Source organism: Pseudomonas sp. FG98 (genome assembly GCF_057808595.1).
This window is the reverse complement of sequence record NZ_JBMDIJ010000007.1, coordinates 142,497-166,925: the sequence shown is the minus strand read 5'-3', so window position 1 is coordinate 166,925 and position 24,429 is coordinate 142,497. Positions and strand designations below refer to the sequence as shown.

General features: G+C 64.8%; 22 protein-coding genes. 15 read left to right on the top strand and 7 right to left on the bottom strand.

Annotated features, from left to right (window positions below; translation table 11 throughout):
- Positions 1 to 43 precede the first annotated feature (43 nt).
- A complete protein-coding gene (locus ACODSK_RS07990; RefSeq protein WP_489015149.1) occupies positions 44 to 1,129 on the top strand; it encodes an endonuclease/exonuclease/phosphatase family protein in 1,086 nt (361 codons plus the stop codon).
- 131 nt (positions 1,130 to 1,260) lie between these two features.
- On the opposite strand, the gene ACODSK_RS07985 is transcribed toward ACODSK_RS07990, so the two are convergent.
- Genes ACODSK_RS07985 through glnT form a run of 4 tightly spaced genes read right to left on the bottom strand, consistent with a single transcriptional unit; the run spans position 1,261 to position 5,565 of the window.
- Positions 1,261 to 2,583, bottom strand: a complete 1,323-nt coding sequence (locus tag ACODSK_RS07985; RefSeq protein ID WP_489015147.1) for an FMN-binding glutamate synthase family protein — start codon at positions 2,581 to 2,583, stop codon at positions 1,261 to 1,263.
- A 21-nt stretch (positions 2,584 to 2,604) separates the two neighbouring features.
- Positions 2,605 to 3,279 carry a GltB/FmdC/FwdC-like GXGXG domain-containing protein gene (locus ACODSK_RS07980; protein WP_330073127.1) on the bottom strand — a complete coding sequence of 225 codons (675 nt, stop codon included), beginning with the start codon at positions 3,277 to 3,279 and terminating at the stop codon, positions 2,605 to 2,607.
- A gap of 11 nt (positions 3,280 to 3,290) precedes the next feature.
- Positions 3,291 to 4,190: a class II glutamine amidotransferase gene (locus tag ACODSK_RS07975; protein WP_489015145.1), complete on the bottom strand. Its 900-nt coding sequence runs from the start codon at positions 4,188 to 4,190 to the stop codon at positions 3,291 to 3,293.
- Between the two features lie 40 nt (positions 4,191 to 4,230).
- Positions 4,231 to 5,565: a type III glutamate--ammonia ligase gene (glnT, locus tag ACODSK_RS07970; RefSeq protein WP_489015143.1), complete on the bottom strand. Its 1,335-nt coding sequence runs from the start codon at positions 5,563 to 5,565 to the stop codon at positions 4,231 to 4,233.
- A 297-nt stretch (positions 5,566 to 5,862) separates the two neighbouring features.
- Between glnT and ACODSK_RS07965 the strand changes: the two genes are divergently transcribed.
- From ACODSK_RS07965 to ACODSK_RS07920, 10 genes are all read left to right on the top strand, one after another.
- Positions 5,863 to 6,456 (top strand): helix-turn-helix domain-containing protein, encoded by a 594-nt coding sequence (locus ACODSK_RS07965; protein WP_489015141.1) that lies wholly within the window; start codon positions 5,863 to 5,865, stop codon positions 6,454 to 6,456.
- A gap of 323 nt (positions 6,457 to 6,779) precedes the next feature.
- A complete protein-coding gene (gene purU, locus ACODSK_RS07960; protein WP_489015139.1) occupies positions 6,780 to 7,646 on the top strand; it encodes a formyltetrahydrofolate deformylase in 867 nt (288 codons plus the stop codon).
- On the top strand, positions 7,643 to 8,536 hold the full coding sequence (folD, locus tag ACODSK_RS07955) for a bifunctional methylenetetrahydrofolate dehydrogenase/methenyltetrahydrofolate cyclohydrolase FolD (protein ID WP_489015137.1): 894 nt from the start codon (positions 7,643 to 7,645) through the stop codon (positions 8,534 to 8,536). Before purU ends, folD begins: the two co-directional genes overlap by 4 nt.
- A complete protein-coding gene (locus tag ACODSK_RS07950) occupies positions 8,518 to 9,759 on the top strand; it encodes an FAD-dependent oxidoreductase (protein ID WP_330073133.1) in 1,242 nt (413 codons plus the stop codon). Before folD ends, ACODSK_RS07950 begins: the two co-directional genes overlap by 19 nt.
- Positions 9,760 to 9,769: 10 nt before the next feature.
- On the top strand, positions 9,770 to 10,072 hold the full coding sequence (locus ACODSK_RS07945) for a sarcosine oxidase subunit delta (RefSeq protein WP_489015135.1): 303 nt from the start codon (positions 9,770 to 9,772) through the stop codon (positions 10,070 to 10,072).
- Positions 10,069 to 12,966: an FAD-dependent oxidoreductase gene (locus ACODSK_RS07940; RefSeq protein ID WP_489015133.1), complete on the top strand. Its 2,898-nt coding sequence runs from the start codon at positions 10,069 to 10,071 to the stop codon at positions 12,964 to 12,966. The genes ACODSK_RS07945 and ACODSK_RS07940 overlap by 4 nt, the downstream gene beginning before the upstream one ends.
- 3 nt (positions 12,967 to 12,969) lie before the next feature.
- Positions 12,970 to 13,539 (top strand): sarcosine oxidase subunit gamma, encoded by a 570-nt coding sequence (locus ACODSK_RS07935; protein WP_489015131.1) that lies wholly within the window; start codon positions 12,970 to 12,972, stop codon positions 13,537 to 13,539.
- Positions 13,540 to 13,655: 116 nt separating this feature from the next.
- Entirely contained in the window at positions 13,656 to 14,426 is a 771-nt protein-coding gene (locus ACODSK_RS07930; protein WP_489015129.1) for an IclR family transcriptional regulator, read from the top strand.
- Positions 14,427 to 14,710: 284 nt separating this feature from the next.
- Positions 14,711 to 16,063, top strand: coding sequence for an APC family permease (locus ACODSK_RS07925; RefSeq protein ID WP_489015127.1), 1,353 nt, complete (start codon positions 14,711 to 14,713; stop codon positions 16,061 to 16,063).
- A 193-nt stretch (positions 16,064 to 16,256) separates the two neighbouring features.
- Entirely contained in the window at positions 16,257 to 17,783 is a 1,527-nt protein-coding gene (locus ACODSK_RS07920) for a Fic family protein (RefSeq protein ID WP_489015125.1), read from the top strand.
- Positions 17,784 to 17,799: 16 nt separating this feature from the next.
- On the opposite strand, the gene hrpB is transcribed toward ACODSK_RS07920, so the two are convergent.
- Entirely contained in the window at positions 17,800 to 20,319 is a 2,520-nt protein-coding gene (hrpB, locus tag ACODSK_RS07915) for an ATP-dependent helicase HrpB (RefSeq protein ID WP_489015123.1), read from the bottom strand.
- A 119-nt stretch (positions 20,320 to 20,438) separates the two neighbouring features.
- On the opposite strand from hrpB, the gene ACODSK_RS07910 reads away from it, so the two are divergent.
- Positions 20,439 to 20,858, top strand: a complete 420-nt coding sequence (locus ACODSK_RS07910; protein ID WP_489015121.1) for a polyribonucleotide nucleotidyltransferase — start codon at positions 20,439 to 20,441, stop codon at positions 20,856 to 20,858.
- Position 20,859: 1 nt separating this feature from the next.
- Positions 20,860 to 21,732, top strand: coding sequence for a cation diffusion facilitator family transporter (locus ACODSK_RS07905; protein WP_489015119.1), 873 nt, complete (start codon positions 20,860 to 20,862; stop codon positions 21,730 to 21,732).
- A gap of 116 nt (positions 21,733 to 21,848) precedes the next feature.
- On the opposite strand, the gene ACODSK_RS07900 is transcribed toward ACODSK_RS07905, so the two are convergent.
- The gene (locus ACODSK_RS07900; RefSeq protein WP_489015117.1) at positions 21,849 to 22,667 is read right to left on the bottom strand and encodes a DUF6515 family protein; all 819 of its coding nucleotides are present in this window, start codon (positions 22,665 to 22,667) and stop codon (positions 21,849 to 21,851) included.
- 398 nt (positions 22,668 to 23,065) lie between these two features.
- On the opposite strand from ACODSK_RS07900, the gene ACODSK_RS07895 reads away from it, so the two are divergent.
- Together ACODSK_RS07895 and ACODSK_RS07890 are read left to right on the top strand one after the other, a co-directional pair.
- A complete protein-coding gene (locus ACODSK_RS07895; protein WP_489015115.1) occupies positions 23,066 to 23,542 on the top strand; it encodes an Lrp/AsnC family transcriptional regulator in 477 nt (158 codons plus the stop codon).
- A 44-nt stretch (positions 23,543 to 23,586) separates the two neighbouring features.
- A complete protein-coding gene (locus ACODSK_RS07890; RefSeq protein WP_489015113.1) occupies positions 23,587 to 23,793 on the top strand; it encodes a DUF2788 domain-containing protein in 207 nt (68 codons plus the stop codon).
- A 3-nt stretch (positions 23,794 to 23,796) separates the two neighbouring features.
- On the opposite strand, the gene ACODSK_RS07885 is transcribed toward ACODSK_RS07890, so the two are convergent.
- Complete coding sequence (locus ACODSK_RS07885; protein WP_489015112.1) at positions 23,797 to 24,426, bottom strand: rRNA large subunit pseudouridine synthase E; 630 nt, start codon at positions 24,424 to 24,426, stop codon at positions 23,797 to 23,799.
- Positions 24,427 to 24,429 lie beyond the last annotated feature (3 nt).

Here is a 24,429-nt window from a genome sequence, read left to right as displayed (position 1 = left end):
CGGAGGCTATGCTCAACCATCTGTCCCGACCCGTGCGAGCCCGATGACCCGACTACTGCGCAACGCCCTGCTGTTACTGCTGCTGATCGCCGTCCTGCTCTGGCTGCTGGCTTCCCAGGCCGGCTGGCGCCCGGAACCGCTGGAGGACCTGCCGGTCGCCTGCAACGGCCCGGGCCAACCGCTGGAGTCGGGCCAACCCTTGACGGTGATGACCTGGAACGTGCAGTACCTGGCGGGCAAGCGCTACGTATTCTGGTACGACGAAGCCCGCGGCGACGACACCCGCCCCACCGAAGAAGACCTGGCCTTCAACCTCGACGAAGTGGCCCGGGTGATCCGCGCCCGGCAGCCGGATATCGTCCTGCTCCAGGAGCTGGACAACAACGCCAAGGCCAGCGACTACCAGGACCAGCTCGCCCTGCTCCGCGAGCGCCTCGCCGATTTCTACCCCTGCGCCGTGCAGGCGTATCAATGGAAAGCCGAATTCGTCCCCGATCCGCATATCGCCGGCAGTGTCGGCCGCACCTTGGCGACCCTCAGCCGTTACCCGATCCAGCGCGCGCAGCGGGTGCAACTGCCGCGGGATGCCGACAACGTCCTCAGCCGCCTGCTCCAACCGCAACGGGCGGTGCTGGTCAGCTATCTGCCGCTGCGCGAGGGCGGGCAACTGGCGGTGTTGAATACGCAGCTGGACCGGCATGCGGCAGGCAGCGATGTGCAACTGCGCCAGGTGCAGGCGCTGGAAGGGATGGTGGACAAGCTGGAGCGCCAGGGCACGCCATGGCTGTTGGGCGGGGATTTCAACCTGTTGCCGCTGGGGCAGTACCGACGGCTCAAGCCGCAGCAGCAGCCGCTGTATTCGGCGGACAGCGAGTTGCATCTGTTGTGGGACAAGTACCCGATGATTCCGGCCAATGCCGAGGCGACCGGAGCGGACCGCGAGGCGTGGCTGACGCACTTTCCGAATGACCCGGGCCTGGATGGGCCGGACCGGACGCTGGACTATCTGTTCCACAGTCCCAAGCTGAAGCGGCTGGAGGCCGAGGTGGTGCAGCAGGATACGCTGGAGATTTCCGATCATTTGCCGGTGAGTGCGGAGTTGCTGTTGCCCCTACCACCAGAGCCCTGATCAGCATTTGCTGTGACCTTTCGGGCCTCATCGCCGGCAACGCCGGCTCCCACAGGTTCAGCGATACACGCGATCCTTGTGGGAGCCGGCGTTGCCGGCGATGAGGCCCGAAAGAACACCTCAATATCGAATCAGTACTGCTGCCCCGGCACCCAGCTGGTGCCCGCCAGCGGTACCCGGGCCATCGCCGCCGCTTCCACTGTCAGCGCCACCAGGTCTTCCGGATCGAGGTTGTGCAGGTGCGACTTGCCGCAGGCGCGGGCCATGGTCTGGGCTTCCAGCACCAGCACCCGCAGGTAGTTGGCCAGGCGCCGACCTGCTTCCACCGGATCGAGACGCTTGGACAGCTCCGGATCCTGGGTGGTGATACCGGCCGGGTCGCGGCCGTTCTGCCAGTCATCGTAGTAACCCGCCGCCGAACCGATCTTCTTCAGCTCTTCATCCAGACGCGGATGGTTGTCACCCAGCGCGACCAGCGCAGCGGTGCCGATAGCCACTGCGTCAGCGCCCAACGCCATGGCCTTGGCCACGTCCGCACCATTGCGGATACCGCCGGAGACGATCAGTTGCACCTGGCGGTGCATGCCCATCTCCTGCAGCGCCTGCACCGCTTGCGGAATCGCCGGCAGGATCGGAATGCCGACGTGTTCGATGAACACTTCCTGGGTCGCTGCGGTGCCACCCTGCATGCCGTCGAGAACGATCACGTCGGCACCGGCCTTCACCGCCAGCTTGACGTCGTAGTACGGGCGGCTGGCGCCGATCTTGACGTAGATCGGTTTCTCCCAGTCGGTGATCTCGCGCAGCTCGGCGATCTTGATCGCCAGGTCATCCGGGCCGGTCCAGTCCGGGTGACGGCAAGCGCTGCGCTGGTCGACGCCGATCGGCAGGGTGCGCATGCCGGCCACCCGCTCGGTCACCTTCATGCCCAGCAGCATGCCGCCGCCGCCCGGCTTGGCGCCCTGGCCGAGAACGATCTCGATGGCGTCGGCCTTGCGCAGGTCATCCGGGTTCATGCCGTAGCGCGACGGCAGGTACTGGTAGACCAGGTGCTGCGACTGGCCACGCTCTTCCGGGGTCATGCCGCCGTCGCCGGTGGTGGTGCTGGTGCCGGCGATGGTGGCGCCACGGCCCAGGGCTTCCTTGGCGTTGGCCGACAGCGCGCCGAAGCTCATGCCGGCGATGGTCACCGGGATCTTCAGGTGGATCGGCTTCTTGGCGAAGCGGGTGCCGAGGACCACATCGGTGCCGCATTTCTCCCGGTAGCCTTCCAGCGGATAACGCGAGACCGAGGCGCCGAGCAGCAGCAGGTCGTCGAAGTGCGGCAGCTTGCGCTTGGTGCCGCCGCCACGGATGTCATAGATGCCGGTTTCGGCAGCGCGCTGGATTTCCTGGATGGTCAGGCGGTCGAAGGTGGCCGACTCGCGCAGCACGGGGGTGTGTTTTTCGCTCATGGGAATACTCCTGGCCGCGGATCAGTAGGCGGACGCGTTGTCGACTTTGAAGTTGTACAGCTGGCGTGCCGAGCCGTAGCGCTTGAAGCTGGCCGGGTCTTCGTCGAAGCCGGCGCGGTTGAGCAGCTCGGCGACCTCGGCGATATGCTCGGCGCGCATCTCTTTCTCGATGCAGTCCGAGCCCAGCGACTTGACCGTGCCCTTCACGTAGATACGGGTCTCGTACAGCGAGTCGCCCAGCGCATCGCCGGCATCGCCGCAGACCACCAGGCGCCCGGCCTGGGCCATGAAGCAGCTCATGTGGCCGATGCTGCCGCCAACCACGATGTCGACGCCCTTCATGGAAATCCCGCAACGGGCACCGGCATCGCCGTCGATCACCAACAGGCCGCCATGGGCGGTGGCACCGGCGGCCTGGGAGGCGCTGCCCTTGACCCGCACCGAGCCGGACATCATGTTTTCCGCCACGCCGACGCCGACGTTGCCGTGCACGGTGATGCTCGCCTTCTGGTTCATCCCGGCGCAGTAGTAGCCGGCATGACCCTGGATATCGATGCTCACGGCCTGGTTCAGGCCTACCGCCAGGTTGTGCTTGCCGTCGGGGTGGGTGACCACCCACTCGCGGTCCTGCACTTCGCCGTGCAGGGTCTGGTTCAGTTCACGCACCGAGGCGCTGGACAGGTCGATGGTTTTCATATGAATGCTCCTCAGGCACGTTCCCAGATGTACATGGTGGCGGGTTCGGGTTCCCAGACTTTCGCCTTGTCGATGCCCGGCAGGCTGGCCAGTGCCTGGTATTCGGAGGCCATGGCGACGTAGTCCTCGGTTTCGGCGAGGATCGCCGGCTTGCACGCGATCGGGTCGCGGATCACGGCAAAGCCGTTGCGGGTGCCGATGGCGAAGGTGAAGAAGCCGTCGAGGTCTTCCAGCGACTTGTCCAGGGCTTCCTTGAGGCTGTCGCCCTGGCGCAGGCGCCAGGTCAGGTAGCCGGCGGCGACTTCGGTGTCGTTGTCGGTCTCGAAGGTGATGCCTTCGCGCTTGAGTTCCTGGCGCAGGCGGAAGTGGTTGGACAGCGAGCCGTTGTGCACCAGGCACAGGTCGGCGCCGGTGGAGAACGGGTGGCTGCCTTCCATGGTCACGGCGCTTTCGGTGGCCATGCGGGTGTGGCCGATGATGTGGCTGCCCTTCATGCCTTTGAGGCCGAAGCGCTCGGAGATTTCTTTCGGCAAGCCCATGCCCTTGAGGATTTCGATGCTCTGCCCGGCGCTCATGATGCGCACGTCCGGGGCCAGTTCGGCGAGGGCGGCACGTACCGGCTCTTCGGCGCTGTGGGCCTTGAGCACGGCGGCGCTGGCGTTCTGGAACCAGTCCAGCGAGCAGCCCAGGCGGCCTTCCAGCGCGCCCATCAGGGCTTTCCAGTCGTAGCCGATGTCGCTGGCCTGCAGGGTCAGCTTGACCCAGCCGTCGGCCACTTCATCGCCGTAGATGGCGAAGCCGGCGCTGTCCGGGCCGCGATCGGTCATGGCTTCGAGCATGGGTTCGAACAGTTTGCCGAGCTGGCTTTCGAGCTCGGGCTTCTTCAGGTAAAGACCAACGATTCCGCACATGGGATGTCTCCTTGGGGCAGATGAAACGGGAATAGGTTTGTCAGAAGAATTCGGTGTAGCGCTGGATCTCCCAGTCGGAGACATGCCGGCTGTACTCCACCCACTCCATGCGTTTCTGGCGGATGAACTCGTCGACGATCTCGGCGCCCAGCACCTCGCGGAACAGCGGGTTGGCGGCCAGGGCGTCGGTGGCTTCCTTGAGCGACTGCGGCAGGGTCTTGATGCCGCGCGCGGCGATCTCTTCGAGGCTGAGGGTGTAGAGGTTTTCGTTGCAGACGAAGTCCGGCTCCAGTTGGCGCTCGATACCGTCGAGGCCGGCGGCGATGATCGCGGCGGTCACCAGGTACGGGTTGCAGCCGGCGTCCGGCAGGCGGAATTCAAGGCGGCCATAGGGCACGCGGACCATGGCCGAGCGGTTGTTGGAACCGAAGGCGACGAAGGCCGGGGCCCAGGTCGAACCGGACAGCGAGCGGCCCACCACCAGGCGCTTGTAGGAGTTGACGGTCGGCGCGGCGAAGGCGCACAGGGCCGGGCCATGGGCCAGCAGGCCGGCGGCGAAGTGGTAGGCCATCTTCGACAGGCCCATGCCGCTCGGGTCGCTGGCGTCATGGAACAGGTTCTTGTTGGTGGCGCTGGCGATCGACAGGTGGAAGTGCATGCCGTTGCCGGCGCGCTTCGGATCAGGCTTGGGCATGAACGAGCAGATCATGCCCATGTCGTTGGCGATCTCGCCGGCGGCCATGCGGAAGAAGGTGAAGCGGTCGGCCGACTCCATGGCGTCGCTGTAGGTGTAGTTGATCTCGAACTGGCCGTTGGCGTCCTCGTGGTCGATCTGGTAGATGTCGAAGCCCACCGGTTGCAGGGCTTCGGTCAGGCGTTCGAGGAATTCGCGGGAGCGCGACAGGCCCTTGTAGTCGTAGCAGGGCTTGTCGAGGTTGTCGGAGGCGTCCACCAGTTGCAGCTTGCCCGCGGCATCGCGGCGGAACAGGCTGAATTCGGGCTCCAGGCCGGTGTTCAGGGTCCAGCCCTTGTCCTTCAGGCGCTGTACCTGCTGTTGCAGGACGTAGCGGGTGTCGTAGGGCCATGGCTGGCCGTTGACGTGGCCGATGCAGACGATGCGGCCGTAGCCTGGCTGCCATGGCACCGGAATCAGCGTGGAGAGATCGCCGCGGGCCATGAAGTCCGGGCCGTGGGGTTCCATGCCCATGCCGCAGATGGCGAACCCGGCAAAGCCGGCACCATCCTCGGCGACCGCCTTGAGCCCGTTGACCGGCACCGACTTGGTCTTCGCGGCGCCATGGATATCGACGAACTGGGCGAGCACGTACTTGATGCCGTGCTGTTCGATGATGCGCTGCGTTTCAACTGGCAACATGTTTCTTCACTCCTGGAAAAGGGCAAGGCGGTCGAATAAGGCAGGAGAACAAGGTGGTCAGGTACGTCTAATTCCATCAAGGAAATTTAGTTTCCTGACAGGAATGCAAGGCGCTTGCCAGTTTTCAAGACACAGGAAGAAATGGCCCCGGCATTGCACCGGCCTGCTGTTTATATGGGAAACTCTCTTTCATCCGAGGAAAGTCCCGACCTTGATCCACCCCAGGTCGGGATTTTTTGCACTTTCTCAGTGCGAAATTAATTTTCCTGAACCGAAAACAAGCAGGATTGACCGACCGTGACCACCGACACCCCTCCCCGCCTGCGCCTGGAGCAGTACCTGGGCATGCAGATCCGCCGCGAGCGCCAGGCCCAGGAACTGAAACTGGCCGATGTGGCGCGCATCGCCGGGATCAGCCAGGGCATGCTGAGCAAGATCGAGAACGCCCAGGTCTCCACCAGCCTGGATATCCTCAGCCGCCTGTGCGACGTGCTGGGCATGCCCATGTCCAAGCTGTTCAGTCAGTACGACCAGCCGGACGGCAGCGCCATCCTGGTCAAGGGCGGCGAAGGCATGGAAGTGGTGCGCCGCGGCACCGAGAAGGGCCACACCTATCACCTGCTCAACCACACCCGCGGGCCGAAGAAGAACTTCGAGGCATACATGGTGAGCATGGATGACGCCAGCGAGGAGTTTCCGACCTTCGCCCATCCGGGCACCGAGTTCCTGCATCTGCTGGAGGGTGAACTGGTGTACCGGCATGGCAACCAGCTCTATCACATGCAGGCGGGCGACAGCCTGACCTTCGACGGCGATGTGCCCCATGGGCCGGAGAAGCTGGTGCAGGTGCCGATCAAGTTGTTGTCGATCATGAACTATGGGAATGACTGAAGTTCTCTAGTGCTCTTCAGGGCCCTATCGCTGGCAAGCCAGCTCCCACAGGATGCACATGGCTCAAGACCTGCGCTGACCTTGTGGGAGCTGGCTTGCCAGCGATGAAGCCATCAGCCTCCCCCCAAAATCCCCTGCCCTGAAGTTTCCTCCCAAGATAAAAATTTTCCCCACAGGCTAGACCTGCACCTTCCTTTCGCCTATAAAAGCGCAAAAGGAATATTTTATTCCCACCAATAAATAATCTTCACCGACAAAACATCGCTTCACCGCTGAAATTTCCGCCTTGCGACCGCTGCCGCCACTTCATCCGAGGACCCGAAATGCATCACGCCACCAGCCACTACATCCTCAAGATCAGCTGTCCGGCCACCTCCGGCATCGTCGCGGCGGTAACCACCTACCTGGCGGAAAAAGGCTGCTACATCAGCGAGATGTCGCAATTCGACGACGACACCAGCGGGCGCTTCTTCATGCGCGCGGTGTTCCGCTTCAACGACCACTACGAAGGCGACATCGACGAAGTCGAGCAAGGTTTCGACGCCGTGGCCAAGCGCATGGCCATGGACTGGAGCCTGCACGGCAGCAACCAGCCGATGCGCGTGCTGCTGATGGTCAGCAAGTACGACCACTGCCTGGCCGACCTGCTCTACCGCCACCACAAGGGCGAGATGGACATGCAGATCACCGCCATCGTCTCCAACCACCTCGACCTGCGGCCCATGGCCGAGCGCGAGGGCATCCGCTTCATCTACCTGCCGGTGACCAAGGACACCAAGTCCCAGCAGGAGTCGGCGCTGCTGCAGATCGTCGAGGAAACCGGCACCGAACTGGTGGTGCTGGCCCGCTACATGCAGATCCTCTCCGATGACCTGTGCAAACAGCTTGCCGGCCGCGCCATCAATATCCACCACTCGTTCCTGCCCGGCTTCAAGGGCGCCAAGCCGTACCACCAGGCCTATGCCCGTGGCGTGAAACTGATCGGCGCCACCGCCCACTACGTCACCTCCGACCTCGACGAGGGCCCGATCATCGAGCAGGAAGTGCAGCGCGTGGACCACGCCTACCTGGCCGACGATCTGGTCAGCGTCGGCCGCGATACCGAAACCGTAGCCCTGTCCAAGGCGGTGAAATACCACCTCGAGCACCGGGTATTCCTCAATGGCGACCGCACGGTGATCTTCCGGTGAATACTCCAGCCCCCATCAAGTTGATCGACGGCAAGGCCGCCGCCGCCCGCGTGCTCGCCGAAGTGAAGGCCCAGGTCGCGGACATGAAGACCCAGGGCATCGCCCCGGGCCTGACCGTGGTGCTGGTCGGCGACGACCCGGCCAGCCATGTCTACGTGCGCAACAAGGTGCTGCGCGCCGAGGAATGCGGCATCCAGTCCCGCGAACACCGCCTGCCGGCGGACACCAGCGAGGCCGTGTTGCTCGGCCTGATCGGCGAACTGAATGCCGACGCCAGCGTCCACGGCATCCTCGTGCAGTTGCCGCTACCGGGCCATATCAATGAAACCCGCGTGCTCCAGGCCATCGACCCGCTCAAGGATGTCGACGGTTTCCACGCCGAGAACGTCGGCGGCCTGAGCCAGGGCCGCGATGTACTGACGCCCTGCACCCCCGCCGGCTGCATGCGCCTGCTGGAAGACTGCATGGGCGATATCAGCGGCAAGCACGCGGTGGTGATCGGCCGCTCGAACATCGTCGGCAAGCCGATGGCCGCCCTGCTGCTCAAGGCCCATTGCACGGTGACCGTGGTCCACTCGCGCAGCGCCAACCTGAAAGAGCTGTGCCGCCAGGCCGACATCGTCATCGCCGCCGTCGGCCGTCCGCGCCTGGTGGATGCCGACTGGCTCAAGCCCGGTGCGGTGGTGATCGATGTCGGCATCAACCGCATCACCGAAGGAGAGCGTTCGCGCCTGGTCGGCGACGTGGACTTCGACAGCGCCCTGCCCAAGGTCGCGGCCATCACCCCGGTGCCCGGTGGCGTCGGCCCGATGACCATCGCCTTCCTGATGAAAAACACCCTGACCGCCGCGCGCCTGCAACAGGAGGCCACATGCCCTTCAATCTCCTGAAATACGGCCTCAGTTCCGAGTATCCGGCGGAAGTCGACCTGCCGCCGCCGACCGAACTGAAGTCCTCCTACGACGTGGTGATCATCGGCGCCGGCGGCCATGGCCTGGCCATCGCCTACTACCTGTCGAAGTACCACGGCATCACCAATGTCGCGGTGCTGGAGAAGTCCTACCTGGGCGGCGGCAACACCGCGCGCAACACCGCGGTGATCCGCTCCAACTACCTGACCAGCGAAGGCGTGCGCTTCTATATCGAGTCGGTGCGGATGTTCCAGGAGCTGTCCAACGAGTTCGATTTCAACATCATGTATTCCGAGCGCGGCCAACTGACCCTGGCCCACACCGACGCCACGGTGCGCGCCTTCCGCCAGCGCGCCGAAGTGAACAAGCACTTCGGCGGCCGTACCGAGATGATCGACCGCCAGCAGATCCGCGAACTGGTGCCGACCCTCAACCTCGACCCCGGCCACATCCCGGTACTCGCCGGGCTCTGGCACATCGACGGCGCCACCGCCCGCCACGACGCCGTGGCCTGGGGCTACGCCAAGCAGGCGGCCAAGCGCGGGGTGGAGATCCACCAGCTCACCGAGGTGCAGGACCTGGTGATCGAGAACGGCCGCATCACGGCGGTGAAGACCAACCGCGGTACGGTGAAATGCGGCTGCGCGGTCCAGGCCATCGCTGGCGCCAGCTCGCTGATGCTGAAGAAGGCCGGGATCCGCGCACCGATCCACACCTACCCGCTGCAAGCCATGGTGACCCAGCCGTTCAAGCCGTTCCTCGACCCGCTGGTGAGCTCGTCGGCCCTGCACTGCTACGTGCAGCAGACCAGCCGCGGCGAGATCGTCTTCGGCGGCGGCTCCGACCCGTACCCGCTGTACAACACCCGCTCGACCCTGGACCTCAAGGAAAGCCTGCTGGCTCACGCCATCGAGATGTTCCCGTTCATGGCCAACGCCAAGCTGATGCGCCAGTGGGCCGGGATCACCGACATGACCCCGGACTACAGCCCGATCATGGGCCTGTCGCCGGTGAAGAATTACTACCTCGACGCCGGCTGGGGCACCTGGGGCTTCAAGTCGACGCCGATCTGCGGCAAGACCATGGCCGAGCTGGTCGCCAGCGGCGGCCGCGTGCCGGAGCTGATCAAGCCGTTCGCCCTCGAACGCTTCAGCACCTTCCAGCAGGTCAACGAGATGGGCGCCACGGCGGCCAGCCACTAAGGGGAATGCCATGAAGATCATGAATTGCCCGCTCAACGGGCCGCGCAATATCAGCGAGTTCACCTACGGTGGCGAGTTCAAGGTGATGCCCGACCCGGCCACCTGCACCGACGCCGAATGGGCCGACTACGTATTCAACAGCGACAACGAGGCCGGGGTGGTCCGCGAGTGGTGGATGCATAACGCCTCCAGCTACTGGTTCCTCGCCGAGCGCCACACCGTCACCGACCAGATCCTGCGCACCTTCGATGCCAAGGAAATCTTCAACCAGCGCGTCGACTTCGCCGCCCCCGTCCAGGAGATCGCCGGATGAGCCGCCTTCCCGCCCCCATGGGCCTGCTGATCGACCGCCAGCAGCCCCTGCGTTTCAGTTTCGACGGCAGCGATTACCAGGGCTTTGCCGGCGACAGCATCGCCAGCGCCCTGCTCGCCAACGGCCGCTGGCTGCTTTCGCGCTCGTTCAAATACCACCGCCCGCGCGGCCCGCTGACCATGGCCGGGCAGGATGCCAACACCCTGGTGCAACTGCCGGACGAACCCAACGTGCTGGCCGACGCCCAGGTGCTTGCCGCCGGCATGACCGTCACCGGGCAGAACTTCAACGGCTCGCTGGACAGCGACCGCGACGCCTACCTCGGCAAGTTCTCGCGCTTCATGCCGGTGGGTTTCTACTACCGCTCGTTCTTCAAGCCCAAGGGCATGTGGAAGATCTGGGAACCGCTGATCCGCAAGAAAGCCGGCCTCGGTGTGCTCGACCTGAACTTCAAGCCGCAGTACTACGACAAGGCCTACCTCTTTGTTGATGTGGCAGTGATCGGCGCGGGCCCGGCCGGTCTCAGCGCCGCCCTCACCGCCGCCAATGCCGGCGCACGGGTGCTGCTGATCGAACAGCAGACGGTACTCGGCGGTTCGCTGACCTACGCCCGCTTCGATATCGAAGGCCAGCGCGCCGACGCCCTGCGCCGCGAACTGCTCGCCGCCGTGCAAGGCCACGCCAATATCCAGGTGCTGACCCAGGCCACCTGCAACGCCTGGTTCACCGACAACTACCTGCCGGTGATCCAGGGCAAGCGCATGTACAAGGTGCGCGCCACACAGTGCATCGTCGCCGCCGGCTCGTTCGATCAGCCTGTGGTGTTCCGCAACAACGACCTGCCGGGGGTGATGCTGGCCAGCGCCGCGCAGCGCCTGATGAAGCTGTACGCGGTGAAACCGGGCAAATGCGGCGTGGTGCTGACCGGCAACGACGACGGCTACCTGGCCGCCCTCGACCTCGCCGACCAGGGTGTGCAGGTCGCGGCGCTGGTGGACATGCGCCAGCAGCCGGCCGACATGGCCCTGAAAGTCGCCCTGGAAAAGCGCGGAGTCCCGGTTCATCTCGGCAGCACCGTGTACGAGGCGCTGCACGAGAAAGGCATGCGCCATGTCAGCGGCGTGGAGATCCGCCGCATCACCGCGCAAGGCAAGGTGGCCGAGCAGGGCCTGACCCTGGCTTGCGACCTGCTGTGCATGTCCGCCGGCTACATGCCGGTGTACCAGTTGCTGTGCCAGGCCGGGGGCAAGCTGGCCTATGACGAGCAGCGCGCCGAGTTCGCCATCAGCGGGCTGCCGGAGGGGCTGCGGGTCGCCGGCTCGGTGAACGGTCGCCATCAGTTGGATAACGTGCTGCTCGATGGCAGCCGGGTCGCCGCTGCCGCCGTGCAGGCGCTGGGACTGGAGCCGGGTGTCGGCGCCGTCGAGTTCGCCGGCGAGGCGCGGGTCAACTTCGAATGGCCGATCTTCGCCCACCCGAAAGGCAAGGATTTCGTCGACTTCGACGAAGACCTGCAGGTGCGCGATATCGTCAACGCCACCCGCCATGGCTATCGCGACGTGCAACTGGTCAAGCGCTTCTCCACCGTCGGCATGGGGCCGTCGCAAGGCCGTCACTCGGCACTGCCGACCGCGCGCCTGGTCGCCCAGGCGACTGGCCGCAGCATCAGCGAAACCGGGGTGACCACCGCGCGTCCGCCGTTCGAGGCGGAGAAGCTGGCGCATGTCGCCGGACGTGCCTTCGACCCGTATCGGCAGACCGCCATGCACAGCCGCCATGTCGCCGCCGGCGCCAAGCTGATGCCGGCCGGCATCTGGCAGCGCCCGGCCTACTACGGCAAGCCGGATGAGCGTGAGCGCTGCATGCAGGAAGAGGTTCTTCATGTGCGGGAGAAGGTCGGCATCATCGATGTCTCGACCCTCGGCGGCCTCGACGTGCGCGGGCCGGATGCCGCCGAACTGCTGGAGCGCATGTACACCATGCCGTTCGCCAAGCAGCCGGTGGGCCGTACCCGCTACGGCCTGATGACCAACGAACACGGCGTGGTGATCGACGATGGCGTGATCGCCCGCCTGGCCGAGCGGCACTTCTACGTGACCGCCACCACCAGCGGCGTCGACCGCATCTACCAGCAGATGCTCAAGTGGAACGCGCAATGGCGCCTGGACGTGGATATCGCCAACGTCACCGCAGCGCTGGCGGCGGTGAACGTGGCCGGACCGCTGTCGCGCAAGGTGATGGAGAAGGTGTGCAGCGACGTCGACCTGTCCGCCGAGGGCTTCCCTTATCTCGGTGTGCGCACCGGCAGCGTGGCCGGGATTCCGGCGCGGCTGATGCGGGTCGGTTTCGTCGGCGAGCTCGGCTATGAAATCCACGTGCCTGCGCGGCACGGCGGCAAGCTCTGGGATGTGCTGATGGAGGCCGGGGCCGAGTTCGGTATCCGCCCGTTCGGCGTGGAAAGCCAGCGCCTGCTGCGTCTGGAAAAAGGCCACGTGATCATCAGCCAGGACACCGACGGCATGACCCACCCGGGCGAGATCGACATGCAATGGGCGATCGGTCGCAAGAAGCCGTTCTTCGTCGGCAAGCGCTCCATCGAGATCCTCGAACGCCAGCCGCTCAAGCGCAAACTGGTGGGCTTCAGCCTGCCCAAGGGCAGCAGCCAACCGCTGGAAGGACATCTGGTGCTCAAGGGTGCGGACATCAGCGGCAACGTCACTTCCTGCGAGTACTCGGCGACCCTCGGCCAGATCATCGGCCTGGCCTATGCCGGCGCCGACCAGGCCGAGCCGGGCACGCGCATTCCGATCCGCGTCGAAGGCGGTGAAATAGTGCAGGCCACGGTGGTGAAACTGCCGTTCCTCGATCCCGACAACCAGCGCCAGGAGCTGTGAGCCATGACCAGTCTCAATCCTATCGAGCGCTGTGCGCTCATCGACCTGACCGACCTGCCACGGGTCGGTTTCCGTGGCGTGGACGCCGCCGGCTGGCTGACGGCGCGCGGTTATGCGCTGCCGGAGGCGCCCAACCGGGCGGTGCTGGGTGACGACGGCACCCTGGTGGCGCGGTTGTCGCAGACCGAGTATTTCCTGCTGGGCAGCCTGGCGGATCGGGGGCAGCGGATTGCCGCCGAAGAAGCCGGCTGGGAGCTCGGCGAGCAACGCAACTATCTGCTGCCACGGCAGGACAGTCATGCCTGGGTGCAGTTGTCCGGCCGGCATATTGCCGAGGTGATGGCCAAGGTCTGTGGCGTGGACCTGCGCCCGCAGGCCTTCCCCGTCGGCAGCGTGGCGCAGACTTCGGTAGCGCGGCTGAATGCCATCGTGATCAATGCCGGGAGCGCCGAGTTGCCGCGCTTCCACATCCTGTTCGACCGGGCGTCGCTGGAGTACTTCCAGGCGGCGCTGCTGGATGCCATGGGCGAGTTTGGCGGGTTGCCGGTGAGCCTGGAGACCTTGCTCGCCTGACCCGGCCCCATCGCCGGCAACGCCGGCTCCCACAAGGATCGCGTACACCGCAGAACCCTGTGGGAGCTGGCATTGCCAGCGATAGGGCCGTCCCAGCCACCACAGGACTTCAATCCATGACCGCCATCGAACCCCTCGACTACCGCGTCCCCGCCCTCCAGCGCGGCCTGACCATCCTCGGCATGTTCAACGCCCGCCAACGCAGCCTGAGCATGCAGGACATGGCCGAGCGCCTGGAGATCAGCCCGTCCGCGGTCTACCGCATCGTCCAGACCCTGGTCGACATGGGCTACCTGCGCAAGGCCGGGCGCAGCGATTTCGAGCTGGGCAGCCGGGTCATCTCCGACGGCTTCGCCTACCTCGCCAGCCGTGACATCGTCGAAGTGGCCATGCCGCACCTCAACGACCTGCGCGACCGCACCTCGCTGTCCTGCCACCTGAGCATCCGCGAACAGACCGACAGCCTCTACGTCTACCGCGCCTTCGCCCCGCAACGGCTGACGGTGAATATTCCCATCGGCACCCGCCTGCCCTGCCACGGCACGGCGCTGGGCCGGGTGTTGCTGACGGGGTTGAGCGAGGGCGCCTTGAGCCAGCTGTACCAGCATGTGCGCCTGGATGATTACCCACCGCCCGCACCGCGTACCTTGCCGGAGTTGCAGCAGCTGATTGCCGAGGACCGCCAGCGTGGCTGGGTGCTGCACCGCTCGGACTACTCAACGGCGATTGCCGCCGGGATTCGTGATCACAGTGGCGCGATCACCGCGGCGATCAACCTGTCCGGGCCGGATGCGGTGATGGATACGCCGGTGGCGCAGGAGGCATTCCTGCAGGCATTGCTGGCGGCGAGCCGGGAGATCTCGGCGGCGTTGGGTTATCGAGACTGAGATTGCTCTTTCGGGCCCTATCGCTGGCAACGCCAGCTCCCACAGGTACCGAGTACACCGCCAATGCATGTGGGAGCTGGCGTTGCCAGCGATGAGGCCCGAAAGAACAACATCCAGGAGAGCCAATCTGGCAATTCGGCAATAACACCTTGCAGCGCTGCAATGTTCTTTCCCCGTCCACCCCGCTAGCCTAGGCCGCAAACACGGACCCACCGGCAGGTATCGCCACCTCATCCATTCGCGATTCGCGCGTGCAGCCCTATAAAAAATACAAAGGGACATCCATGACCAAGCAGCACTCCACGACAGCGGCCGCTGGCGACGATCAACTTCGCCGCGTGCTCGGCCTTCCGGCCCTGGTTTTCTTCGGGCTCGTCTACATGGTCCCGCTGACCATCTTCACCACCTACGGCATCGTCACCGAAACCACCGGTGGCCGTACCGCCGGGGCCTACCTGGTGACCCTGCTGGCGATGCTGTTCACCGCCGCGTCCTACGGGATCATGGTCAAGCGCTTTCCGGTGGCCGGCTCGGCGTACTCCTACACCAACATCGCCTTCGGCCCGAATGTCGGCTTTCTCGCCGGCTGGTCGTTGCTGCTCGATTACCTGTTCATCCCGATGATCAACTACCTGTTGATCGGGCTGTTCCTCAATATCGCCTTCCCCGCCATCCCGGCCTGGGTCTTCGTGCTGGCGTCGATCGCCCTGGTGACGGTGCTCAACGTGATGGGCATCCGCTCGGTGGCCAAGGCCAGCAACCTGATCGTCGGCGCGCAGATCATCTTCATCGTGGTGTTCGTCGCGCTGTCCTGCCAGACCCTGGGCAGCGGCCCGATCGACTGGCTGGCGCCCCTGCGCGGCGATGGCAGCCAGCCAGGCTTCAACCCGCTGATGGCCGGCGCGGCGATCCTGTGCCTGTCGTTCCTCGGCTTCGATGCGGTGTCCACCCTCGCCGAGGAAACCCGCGACGCGCGCCGCACCGTGCCACGGGCGATCATGCTGACCACCCTGGCCGCCGGCGTGCTGTTCACCCTGCTCGCCTACCTCAGCCAGCTGGCCTACCCCGGCAGCCATTTCGACAACACCGACACAGCCGCAAACGAAGTGATGGTCAGGATCGGCGGGCAGTTCCTCGCCAACTTCTTCACCGCCGCCTATGTCGCCGGCAGCCTCGGCTCGGCCCTGGCCTCGCAGGCGGCGGTATCGCGGATCATCTACAGCATGGGCCGCGACCGGCTGCTGCCGGAGCGTTTCTTCGGCACCCTGTCGCCGCGCTTCGGCACGCCGGTCAATGCCACCCTGCTGGTCTCGCTGATTTCCCTGGTGGCGCTGGTCATCGACCTCGGCACCCTGGCCTCGCTGATCAGCTTCGGCGCGCTGGTGGCCTTCTCGGCGGTGAACATGGCGGTGCTGCGCACCCACCTGCTGGCCAAGGTCGAAGGCAAGAGCCTGCTGCTGCACGGCCTGGTGCCGCTGGTCGGCCTGGGCCTGACCCTGTGGCTGTGGACCAGCCTGTCGGCCCTGACCCTGAGCATCGGCCTGGGCTGGTTCGCCATTGGCCTGGTGTACCTGCTGGTGCTGACCGGCGGGCTGCGTCGCAACGTCAAGGTTGCCGACTTCTCCGAAGCGGGCTGACACCTGCTCAACCCCCTCAGCCTCTTCCGAGCTTTACTTTTCGTTCATGCTATCTGGCGGATCACCTGGTCCGCCCCTCTTCACAGCCTTGCTGGAAAGTGAAGAAAAAGTAGGCACAATCGCCATAACTGAAGATTTTCTTCGCTCAGTGAAGAAAATCCTGGCGAAAAAGAACAAATGAGAGGAAAAGCTCATGCGATATGCAGGGTATGCAGTGCTGCGGGATCGACCGGGTATCACGGCATTGCCGGTAAGACGCCCGGCCATTGTGCAGCCAGTTACCCGAATCAAGGAAATCGGGCTTACCCTGGCAGTACCATCGAAAATGGCGCCAGATCCGGACGACCTGCTTGGAAACTCCCTCTTCGCCCTGAAACATGAAGGCGTGAATCTCTCGCTTCTCGCTCAAGTGCTGCCGCAGATACCTGCTGCCGAGCTCGAAACAGCTCTTGCTCATTCTCCGAACGGGGTCTATATCCGCAAAGCCTGTTATCTCTGGGAAACCTTCACGGGCCAGGAGATAACACAGCACGCTCCTGTACAAGGACGATTCGTCCAGCTTTTCGACCCCAAGCACTACATCACACGCCCCGGCAACCGGAACTCGAAATGGCGGGTCGAGTTCAATGGCCTTGGAGAACCGGGTTACTGCGTCACTGTCGAGCGCACAGTAGCGATTACCGATTTGCTGACCCACGACATCCTCGGCAGAGCCAAGGCATTCATTGCCTCACTACCTCCGCTGATGATGGACCGGGCGATCAACTGGGCCTATCTGCACGAGACCCAGGACTCGTTCGCAATCGAACGCGAAGCCCCAACGCAAGACAAGTCCAAGCGCTTTATCCAGTTACTTCGGCAAGCCCATGACCGCCAGCCGCTGACCGAGGACTATCTGGTCGGGTTGCAAAACTCCACCGTAACGAACCCCTTTGATCTGGCGGCGACCTTCCGTCACCAACAAAACCATCTCGGAACCAATGGAATGCGGGGGGCAGCGGGAATCACCTATGTGCCGCCGCCTCCCGAGCTATGCCGGGAGCTCATGGAAAGCCTGATGCGCTTTGCCAATGACGCGCCCTCTCAAATCGACCCGCTGATCGCAGCCGGTATCATTTCATTCGGCTTCGTCTTTCTTCATCCATTCATGGATGGCAATGGGCGCTTGTCCCGCTTTCTCATCCATCAGGCCCTATGTCGAGCTGGCGCCCTCGAAAACGGCTTGCTTCTGCCCGTCTCGGTAGCAATGAAAAATGCCGAGTTGCTCTATCTCGAAACACTGCAAAGCTTCTCGCGACCGACAAGGGAGTTCTGGGATGTGCGCTGGATCGATGCCGACACCGTTACCCTCGACTTCAAGGGATCCAGTGCCCTTTACCGGTATTGGGACGCTACACCGTGCGTGCTGTTTACACTCCAGATGGCCAGACAGGCTCTGGAGGTCGACATGCGTGAAGAAACCGCGTTTCTGGAGGCTTTCGACGTGGTCTACAAAATGACCGACGAGCGATTTGACGTACGCGGTAGCGAGCTTTCGAGATTAGTGATGATGTGTCTGTCGAATGACGGCGTCATTTCGAAAAACCGTCGCAAGCAGTTCCAGTACGTCACCAGCGAAGAGGTCTTCGACTACATCGAACAGACGGCTCGACATGTGCTGGAAACTCGAAACACCGGTGTCTCGGACGGTTCTGCCAAAGAACCGCCCTTGAGTGACTGAGCCCATCGAATCGAGATCAGGTCCCGCGTGGCTTGGCCCGCGCGGTGGCCTCCGCCACCAGCGGGTCATCGGGCCAGTAGTGCTTCGGATAGCGCCCCTTCAGATCCTTCTTCACCTCCGCATAGGTACTGCGCCAGAAGTTGGCCAGATCCTGGGTCACCTGCACCGGCCGCCGCGCGGGCGAGAGCAGGTGCAGCAGGACCTTCTGCCGGCCCTGGGCGATGCGCGGGGTGTCGGCCAGGCCGAACAGCTCCTGCATGCGCACCGCCAGCACCGGCGGGTGCTCGCTGTAGTCGACGCGGATATTCGAACCCGACGGCACGCCGATATGCACCGGCGCCCATTCGTCGAGACGCTGGGGCAGCGGCCAGGGCAGCAGGTTGCGCAGGATCGAGGAGAGGTCGAGGTTGGCGAAGTGGCTGAGGCGGGTGACCTTGCCCAGATAGGGTTGCAGCCAGTCCGGCAGGGTCGCCAGCAGGGCCTCGTCGCCAAGGTCAGGCCATTCGCTGTCGCCGCCCTGGGCCAGGTCGAGCTGCCGCAGCAGGGCGACCCGCGCCTGCCATTGGCGCAGCTCCGGGGTCCACGGCAGCAACGCCAGGCCCTTGCGCCGCACCAGGTCGAGCAAGGCCCGGGCGCGGGCGTCGTCATCGAGGCCGGTCAGCGGCTCACGAGAGAGGATCAGCTCGCCGACCTTGCGCTGGCGCTCGGCGCGCAGGACGTTTTCCTTTTCATCCCATTCAAGCTGTTCGATCAGGCTGACCTGCTCGGCCAGCACCTCGTCGAACAACGCCGGGTCGAGTTCGGCAGCCAGGTAGATGCGCTCTTCGCGCTGGCCCTGGCGGCTGCCGAGATCGGCCACCACCAGCCACGCTTCCTTCATCAATGCGTCGACCTCGCCGAACTGCGCGGCGCGACCATTGGCCAGGCGGTATTCGGCGCCGCCAGCACGACGTTGCTGGGCGACGCGGTCGGGATAGGCCAGCGCCAGCAAGGCGCCGAGCCAGCGCGGATGATCCGCGTCAGCGACTGCCGCGCCGGGCTTGCCACGCAGATAGCCGCGGTACTGGCGCGACAGTTGCCGCGCCCGCTGCACGCCACCCTGGCTGCCGCGGTTGGCACGGGTCTCGCCACTGAGCAGGCTGAGGCGGCTGTGCAGGTCGGCGCCGGCACCGCGCAGGATGTCGCGCTCGCCGAGCAAGGCGGCGACATCGCAGGCCATGGCGGCGAGGCCAAGGTCCTGGCCGCGCAACAGCAGGTGGGCGATGCGTGGATGGGCCGGCAGTTCGGCCATGGCCTGGCCGTGGGCAGTGAGGCGCTCGTCGTTCAGCGCGCCGAGCCGGCGCAGCAGGTCCTGGGCCTGGCTGTAGGCCGCCGCCGGCGGTAGATCGAGCCAGCTCAGCTGCTCCGGGGTCACGCCCCAGCGATTCAATTGCAGGGCCAGCCCGGCCAGGTCGGCCTGGATGATTTCCGCCGTGCCGTAGGCGGCGAGCTGTTCATGCTGGGCCTCGGACCATAACCGGTAGCACACGCCGGGCTCCAGGCGCCCGGCCCGACCGGCACGTTGGGTGGCACTGGCGCGGGAGATGCGCTGGGTGTCGAGACGGGTCATGCCGCTGCCGGGATCGAAACGCGGCACCCGCGCCAGCCCGGCGTCGATCACCACGCGCACGCCGTCGATGGTCAGGCTGGTCTCGGCGATATTGGTCGCCAGCACCACCTTGCGCGTGCCGGTCGGCGCCGGTTCGATGGCGGCGCGCTGGGCCGACAGGTCCAGTTCGCCATGCAGCGGGCAGAGCAGGATGTCACGGCGCTCGCCGAGGGCGTCCTGCAACGACTGGTGCACCCGGCGGATCTCCGCCTGGCCGGGGAGGAACACCAGCAGGCTGCCGCTCTCTTCATCGAGCGCCTGCAACACCGTGTCGGTGACCCGCGGCTCGATGTACTCGCCCGGCTGGAACGGCCGCCCCCAGCGCATCTGCACCGGGAACATGCGGCCCTGGCTGCTGATGACCGGAGCGTCGTCGAGCAGCGCGGACAGGCGCTCGCCTTCGAGGGTGGCGGACATCAGCAGGATTTTCAGCGGCGGTTCGTCGCGCAGCAGTTCGCGGCCATTGAGGCTGAGGGCCAGGGCCAGGTCGGCGTCGAGGCTGCGTTCGTGGAATTCGTCGAAGATCAGCAGGCCGACGCCGTCCAGCGCCGGGTCGTCCTGCAAGCGTCGGGTGAGGATGCCTTCGGTGACCACCTCGATCCGCGTGCGCGGGCCGACCTTGCTGTCCAGGCGGATGCGGTAGCCCACGGTTTCGCCGACCTTTTCCCCCAGCTCGCTGGCCAGCCGCTCGGCCGCAGCACGGGCGGCCAGGCGGCGAGGTTCGAGCATGAGGATGGTCTGCCCGGCCAGCCACGGCTCGTTCAACAAGGCCAGCGGCACGCGGGTGGTCTTGCCGGCGCCAGGCGGTGCTTCGAGCACGGCTTCATTGCGTTCGACCAGGGCTTCGCGCAATGCTGGCAGTACGGCATCAATCGGTAAGGAAATCATGGTAGCCCTCAAACAGTGGGGCGAGTATAACGGCGAACCCGGCCTGCCCTATCATGGTCTTATCCACTGAAGCCGGCCTTTTGCCGGTATCGTTGCGGCTATCCTTGCGGAGACTTTCAATGCGTATTCCTTCCCGTGTCACTGGCGGCATCCTGGTCACTGCCCTGCTGACCCAGCTCACGGCCTGCGGCACCCTGTTCTATCCGGATCGCCGTGGCCAGATCGAAGGCAAGATCGACCCGGTGATCGTCGCCCTCGACGCCGTCGGCATCCTCTTCTACGTGATCCCCGGCCTGATCGCCTTCGGCATCGACTTCGCCTCCGGGGCCATCTACCTGCCGGGCGGCAGCACCGCGCAAGTGGCTCCGGAAAAACTCCAGCAAGCCATCGGCGCCGACGGCAAGGTGGACAACGTACGTCTGCAGGCCATTCTCGAAAGCGAACTGGGCCAGCGCCTGCCGCTGAACGATCCACGCCTGATCCAGCACAAGGGCAGCAGCGAGCAACTGGCCATGTACGGTCTGGTTCCTGCCGCCTGATATGAGCGCCCCCTCCGCCGAACACGCCCGCCTCCTGCGCCTGGCCACCCGCGCCTCGCTGGCGGTGGCCTGCGTGCTGATCGTCAGCAAGGCGATCGCCTGGTGGTGGAGTGGCTCGGTCAGCCTGCTGGCCGGGCTGACCGACTCTTTACTGGATGGCGCCGCGTCGCTGCTCAATCTGCTGGCAGTGCGCTATGCGCTGCGGCCGGCGGATGAGGATCATCGCTACGGTCACGGTAAGGCCGAGTCGCTGGCGGGCATGGCGCAGGCCTTGTTCATCGGCGTCAGTGCGGTGCTGATCGCCAGCCAGGCGGTGGAGCGTCTGCGCGATCCGCAGCCGCTCGGCGATACCGGGCTGGGGATCGCGGTGATGGTGCTGTCACTGGCGCTGACCGTGGCACTGCTGATGGTCCAAGGCCGGGTGATTCGCATCACCGGCTCGACGGCGGTGCGCGCCGATTCCCTGCATTACCGTTCCGACCTGCTGCTCAACGGCAGCATCCTGGTTGCACTGCTGCTGGCGGCCTTTGGCTGGCCGCAACTGGATGCGTTCTTCGGGCTGGGGATTGCCCTGTATATCTTCTGGAGCGCGCTGACGATTGCCCGGGAGAGTTTCTCGACCTTGATGGACGAGGAACTGCGGCCGGAGGTCAGCGAGCGGATGATGGCGTTGGTCTGCGCGGTGCCGGGGGTGGTCGGGGCGCATGATCTGAGGACCCGGGTTTCGGGAGATCGCTGGTTCGTCCAGGTGCATCTGGAGTTGCCCGGGGATCTGCCGCTGACCCGGGCGCATGCGCTGTGTGTGGAGGCTTCGGCGGCGATCAGCCGGGAGTATCCGCGGGCTGAAGTGCTGGTGCATGCAGACCCGGTTTGAGGGTGATCTTCAGGGCCCTATCGCTGGCAAGCCAGCTCCCACAGGGCCCGCGGTGCATGCGATACCTGTGGGAGCTGGCTTGCCAGCGATGAGGCCCTGAAGGCCACAGCAAATCCTCAGTTGACGCTATACCCCCGCCCCGCCATGCAAGCCCCCATCGCCCGGCGATAGGTGTCGGCCACCTGCGCCGGCGGTGCCTGGTTGGCGTAGGACGGGTCGAAGCCACTCTGATCCACCGCCCAGCGATGGCACTGATAACGGTCCTGCTCCACCTGCTGCGGCGACTGCCCCTGCATCGGATAGGCGATCACGTCATAGCCACTGCCCTGCTGTACCGGTACCGGCTGCTGCACTTGCGGCGGGTTGACCACCACGTATTCGCGGCTGTCCTGCTGGTACTGGTAATAGGTGTCGGCAACGAGGAAGAACAGCGCCCCGCCAATCCACATCTCCCGGGCATAGTCCGGCAGGTAGCTGACCCGCACGCCGTAGGGCGGCGTCACGACCACGTAGCCACCACCATGGGGGCGATACCAGTAGCCACCCGAGTAGAAGTAGTCCTGCCCGCGATACGGCACTTTCCAGTAGCGATCAGGGAAACGGTCGATGGCGTGACCCGGTCGGTATTGCGGGCCGGGGCCCCAGCCATTTCCGCCAGACGGCCGCCCCGCCCAGTTCGGCTGCTCGCCGCGCGGGCCGGTCTGCCAGTGCTGGTTGCCGTCGTTGCGTCGGGGAATGTCCTGGTAGTGCCCCTGACGCGGCTGCTGGGTCTGTCGCACTTCATCGGGACGCTGCCCCAGCGGCGATCCTGGCTGGCGCTGCTCGCCACCCCGGGATTCCTGGGGACCACGGTGGTCCCGCTCGTCATCGGCATGGACGCCCAGGCTCAGGCAGAGCACGCCGACACCTACCAATGGCCAGATACGCAAGGTCATGCTGCTCCTCGTTCAATGTAGGAATATTCACTGCGCCACTCTAGCAGGCAGGATTCCGCTCGCCAGATGAAACTTCAGACATTAAAAAAGGGCGACCATTAGGCCGCCCTTCGAGAATTTTGTCCTGGCTCGACGCTTGTGACGCCGGCTCACCTCACACCTGTCTTGTGGACCGTGTGTAGCCCGGGGGCCGAGCACAACCCTGTGGGATTGCTGGCCGCGACCCTCCTGATTGGGGAGGTCGCCGTGGACATGTGTCCGGGCAGTGATTCTGGAAACAATAATAGGAAAACCGTGCCGGCAGAGGATTGCGAAGATTGCGGATATAAACACCACTTGCGCAATTTTTTGCTAAATATTAATAATTGTCAGCAATTCATACAGAAAAGGCCTGATCCATGAGCAAGCTGGACCGCTACGACCTGAGCATCCTCGCCGAATTGCAGCGCGATGCGCGCATCTCCAACCAGGAACTGGCCGAGCGTATCGGGTTGTCACCGTCGCCCTGCTCGCGACGGGTCAAGCAACTGGAGGACGACGGCTTCATCTCGCGCCAGGTTGCCCTGCTCGATCGCAAGAAGCTCGGCCTGAGCCTGACCGCCTACGTGCTGATCGGCATGGACCGGCATACCCCCGAGCGCTTCGAAACCTTCGAGGCGGCGATCCGCACACTGCCACAGGTGCTGGAGTGCAGTCTGGTGACCGGGATGGACGCCGACTACCAGCTCAAGGTGGTGGTGCCGGACATGGATCACTACCAGAAGCTGCTGCTCGGCCACCTGACCCGCATCGAGGGTGTCACAAGCGTACGCTCGAGTTTTGTCCTGAATCAGGTTTTGGCCAGTACGGAACTGCCGTTGACCCACCTGCGCTGAGACGCGGCGTATAATCCCGCGCCTCACGCTGCCGGAGAAAACCGATGGATCCTGTGCTGTTCGAAGAGTGGATGATGACCATCCTGGTCACCGTCCTGATTGGTTTCATGGGCTTCATCGTCTATGACCTGGCGAAGAAGTCCAAGGCCGGCAAGTTCGGCACCTTCATCCTGTTTTTCGTGCTCGGCCTGGGCATCCTGGCGTTCATCATCAAGAGCGTGGTGATCACCTGGATCGAGATGAACAAGTAGGCGTCAGCGCCTGGCAGGCACTTCCTTCCACTGGCCCGGCTCCAGCCCGTCCAGTGTCCAGTCGCCGATCCTGACCCGCACCAGGCGCAGGGTCGGCAGCCCGACCGCCGCAGTCATGCGCCGCACCTGGCGGTTGCGCCCTTCCTTGATGATCAATTCCAGCCAACTGGTCGGCACGCTTTTGCGAAAACGCACGGGCGGGTTGCGCGGCCAGAGTTCCGGCTCGTCCAGTTGGCGGGCCTGGGCCGGTAGGGTCGGGCCGTCGTTCAGTTCGACACCGTCGCGCAGGCGCTGGATCTGCTCCGCGCTCGGCTCACCTTCCACCTGCACCCAATAGGTTTTCGGCAGCTTGTGCTTGGGGTCGGCGATACGCGCCTGCAACTGGCCATCGTTGGTCAGCAGCAATAGGCCTTCGCTGTCGCGGTCGAGGCGGCCGGCGGGATAGACGCCGGGCACGTCGATGAAATCCTTGAGGGTCGCCCGCCCCTCGCCGTCGCTGAACTGGGTCAGCACGTCGAAGGGCTTGTTGAACAGGATCAACCGCGGCTCGGCCGGCGGCGCCTTGGGCGGGCGTCGCGGACCGGCGGGTTTGGCCGCGGGGCGGCGCGGCGGCTTGCGTGGGGGTAACGGCATGAA

Bases quoted from the DNA above. Each gene is read 5' to 3' on its own strand.
- ACODSK_RS07890 (WP_489015113.1), top strand. From the start codon at position 23,587: ATGGATCCTGTGCTGTTCGAAGAGTGGATGATGACCATCCTGGTCACC.
- ACODSK_RS07930 (WP_489015129.1), top strand. From the start codon at position 13,656: ATGACCGCCATCGAACCCCTCGACTACCGCGTCCCCGCCCTCCAGCGC.
- ACODSK_RS07990 (WP_489015149.1), top strand. From the start codon at position 44: ATGACCCGACTACTGCGCAACGCCCTGCTGTTACTGCTGCTGATCGCC.
- ACODSK_RS07980 (WP_330073127.1), bottom strand. From the start codon at position 3,279: ATGAAAACCATCGACCTGTCCAGCGCCTCGGTGCGTGAACTGAACCAG.
- ACODSK_RS07910 (WP_489015121.1), top strand. From the start codon at position 20,439: ATGCGTATTCCTTCCCGTGTCACTGGCGGCATCCTGGTCACTGCCCTG.
- hrpB (WP_489015123.1), bottom strand. From the start codon at position 20,319: ATGATTTCCTTACCGATTGATGCCGTACTGCCAGCATTGCGCGAAGCC.
- ACODSK_RS07925 (WP_489015127.1), top strand. From the start codon at position 14,711: ATGACCAAGCAGCACTCCACGACAGCGGCCGCTGGCGACGATCAACTT.
- ACODSK_RS07975 (WP_489015145.1), bottom strand. From the start codon at position 4,190: ATGTGCGGAATCGTTGGTCTTTACCTGAAGAAGCCCGAGCTCGAAAGC.
- purU (WP_489015139.1), top strand. From the start codon at position 6,780: ATGCATCACGCCACCAGCCACTACATCCTCAAGATCAGCTGTCCGGCC.
- ACODSK_RS07900 (WP_489015117.1), bottom strand. From the start codon at position 22,667: ATGACCTTGCGTATCTGGCCATTGGTAGGTGTCGGCGTGCTCTGCCTG.
- ACODSK_RS07920 (WP_489015125.1), top strand. From the start codon at position 16,257: ATGCGATATGCAGGGTATGCAGTGCTGCGGGATCGACCGGGTATCACG.
- ACODSK_RS07940 (WP_489015133.1), top strand. From the start codon at position 10,069: ATGAGCCGCCTTCCCGCCCCCATGGGCCTGCTGATCGACCGCCAGCAG.
- ACODSK_RS07935 (WP_489015131.1), top strand. From the start codon at position 12,970: ATGACCAGTCTCAATCCTATCGAGCGCTGTGCGCTCATCGACCTGACC.
- glnT (WP_489015143.1), bottom strand. From the start codon at position 5,565: ATGTTGCCAGTTGAAACGCAGCGCATCATCGAACAGCACGGCATCAAG.
- ACODSK_RS07945 (WP_489015135.1), top strand. From the start codon at position 9,770: ATGAAGATCATGAATTGCCCGCTCAACGGGCCGCGCAATATCAGCGAG.
- ACODSK_RS07950 (WP_330073133.1), top strand. From the start codon at position 8,518: ATGCCCTTCAATCTCCTGAAATACGGCCTCAGTTCCGAGTATCCGGCG.
- ACODSK_RS07985 (WP_489015147.1), bottom strand. From the start codon at position 2,583: ATGAGCGAAAAACACACCCCCGTGCTGCGCGAGTCGGCCACCTTCGAC.
- ACODSK_RS07895 (WP_489015115.1), top strand. From the start codon at position 23,066: ATGAGCAAGCTGGACCGCTACGACCTGAGCATCCTCGCCGAATTGCAG.
- ACODSK_RS07885 (WP_489015112.1), bottom strand. From the start codon at position 24,426: ATGCCGTTACCCCCACGCAAGCCGCCGCGCCGCCCCGCGGCCAAACCC.
- ACODSK_RS07905 (WP_489015119.1), top strand. From the start codon at position 20,860: ATGAGCGCCCCCTCCGCCGAACACGCCCGCCTCCTGCGCCTGGCCACC.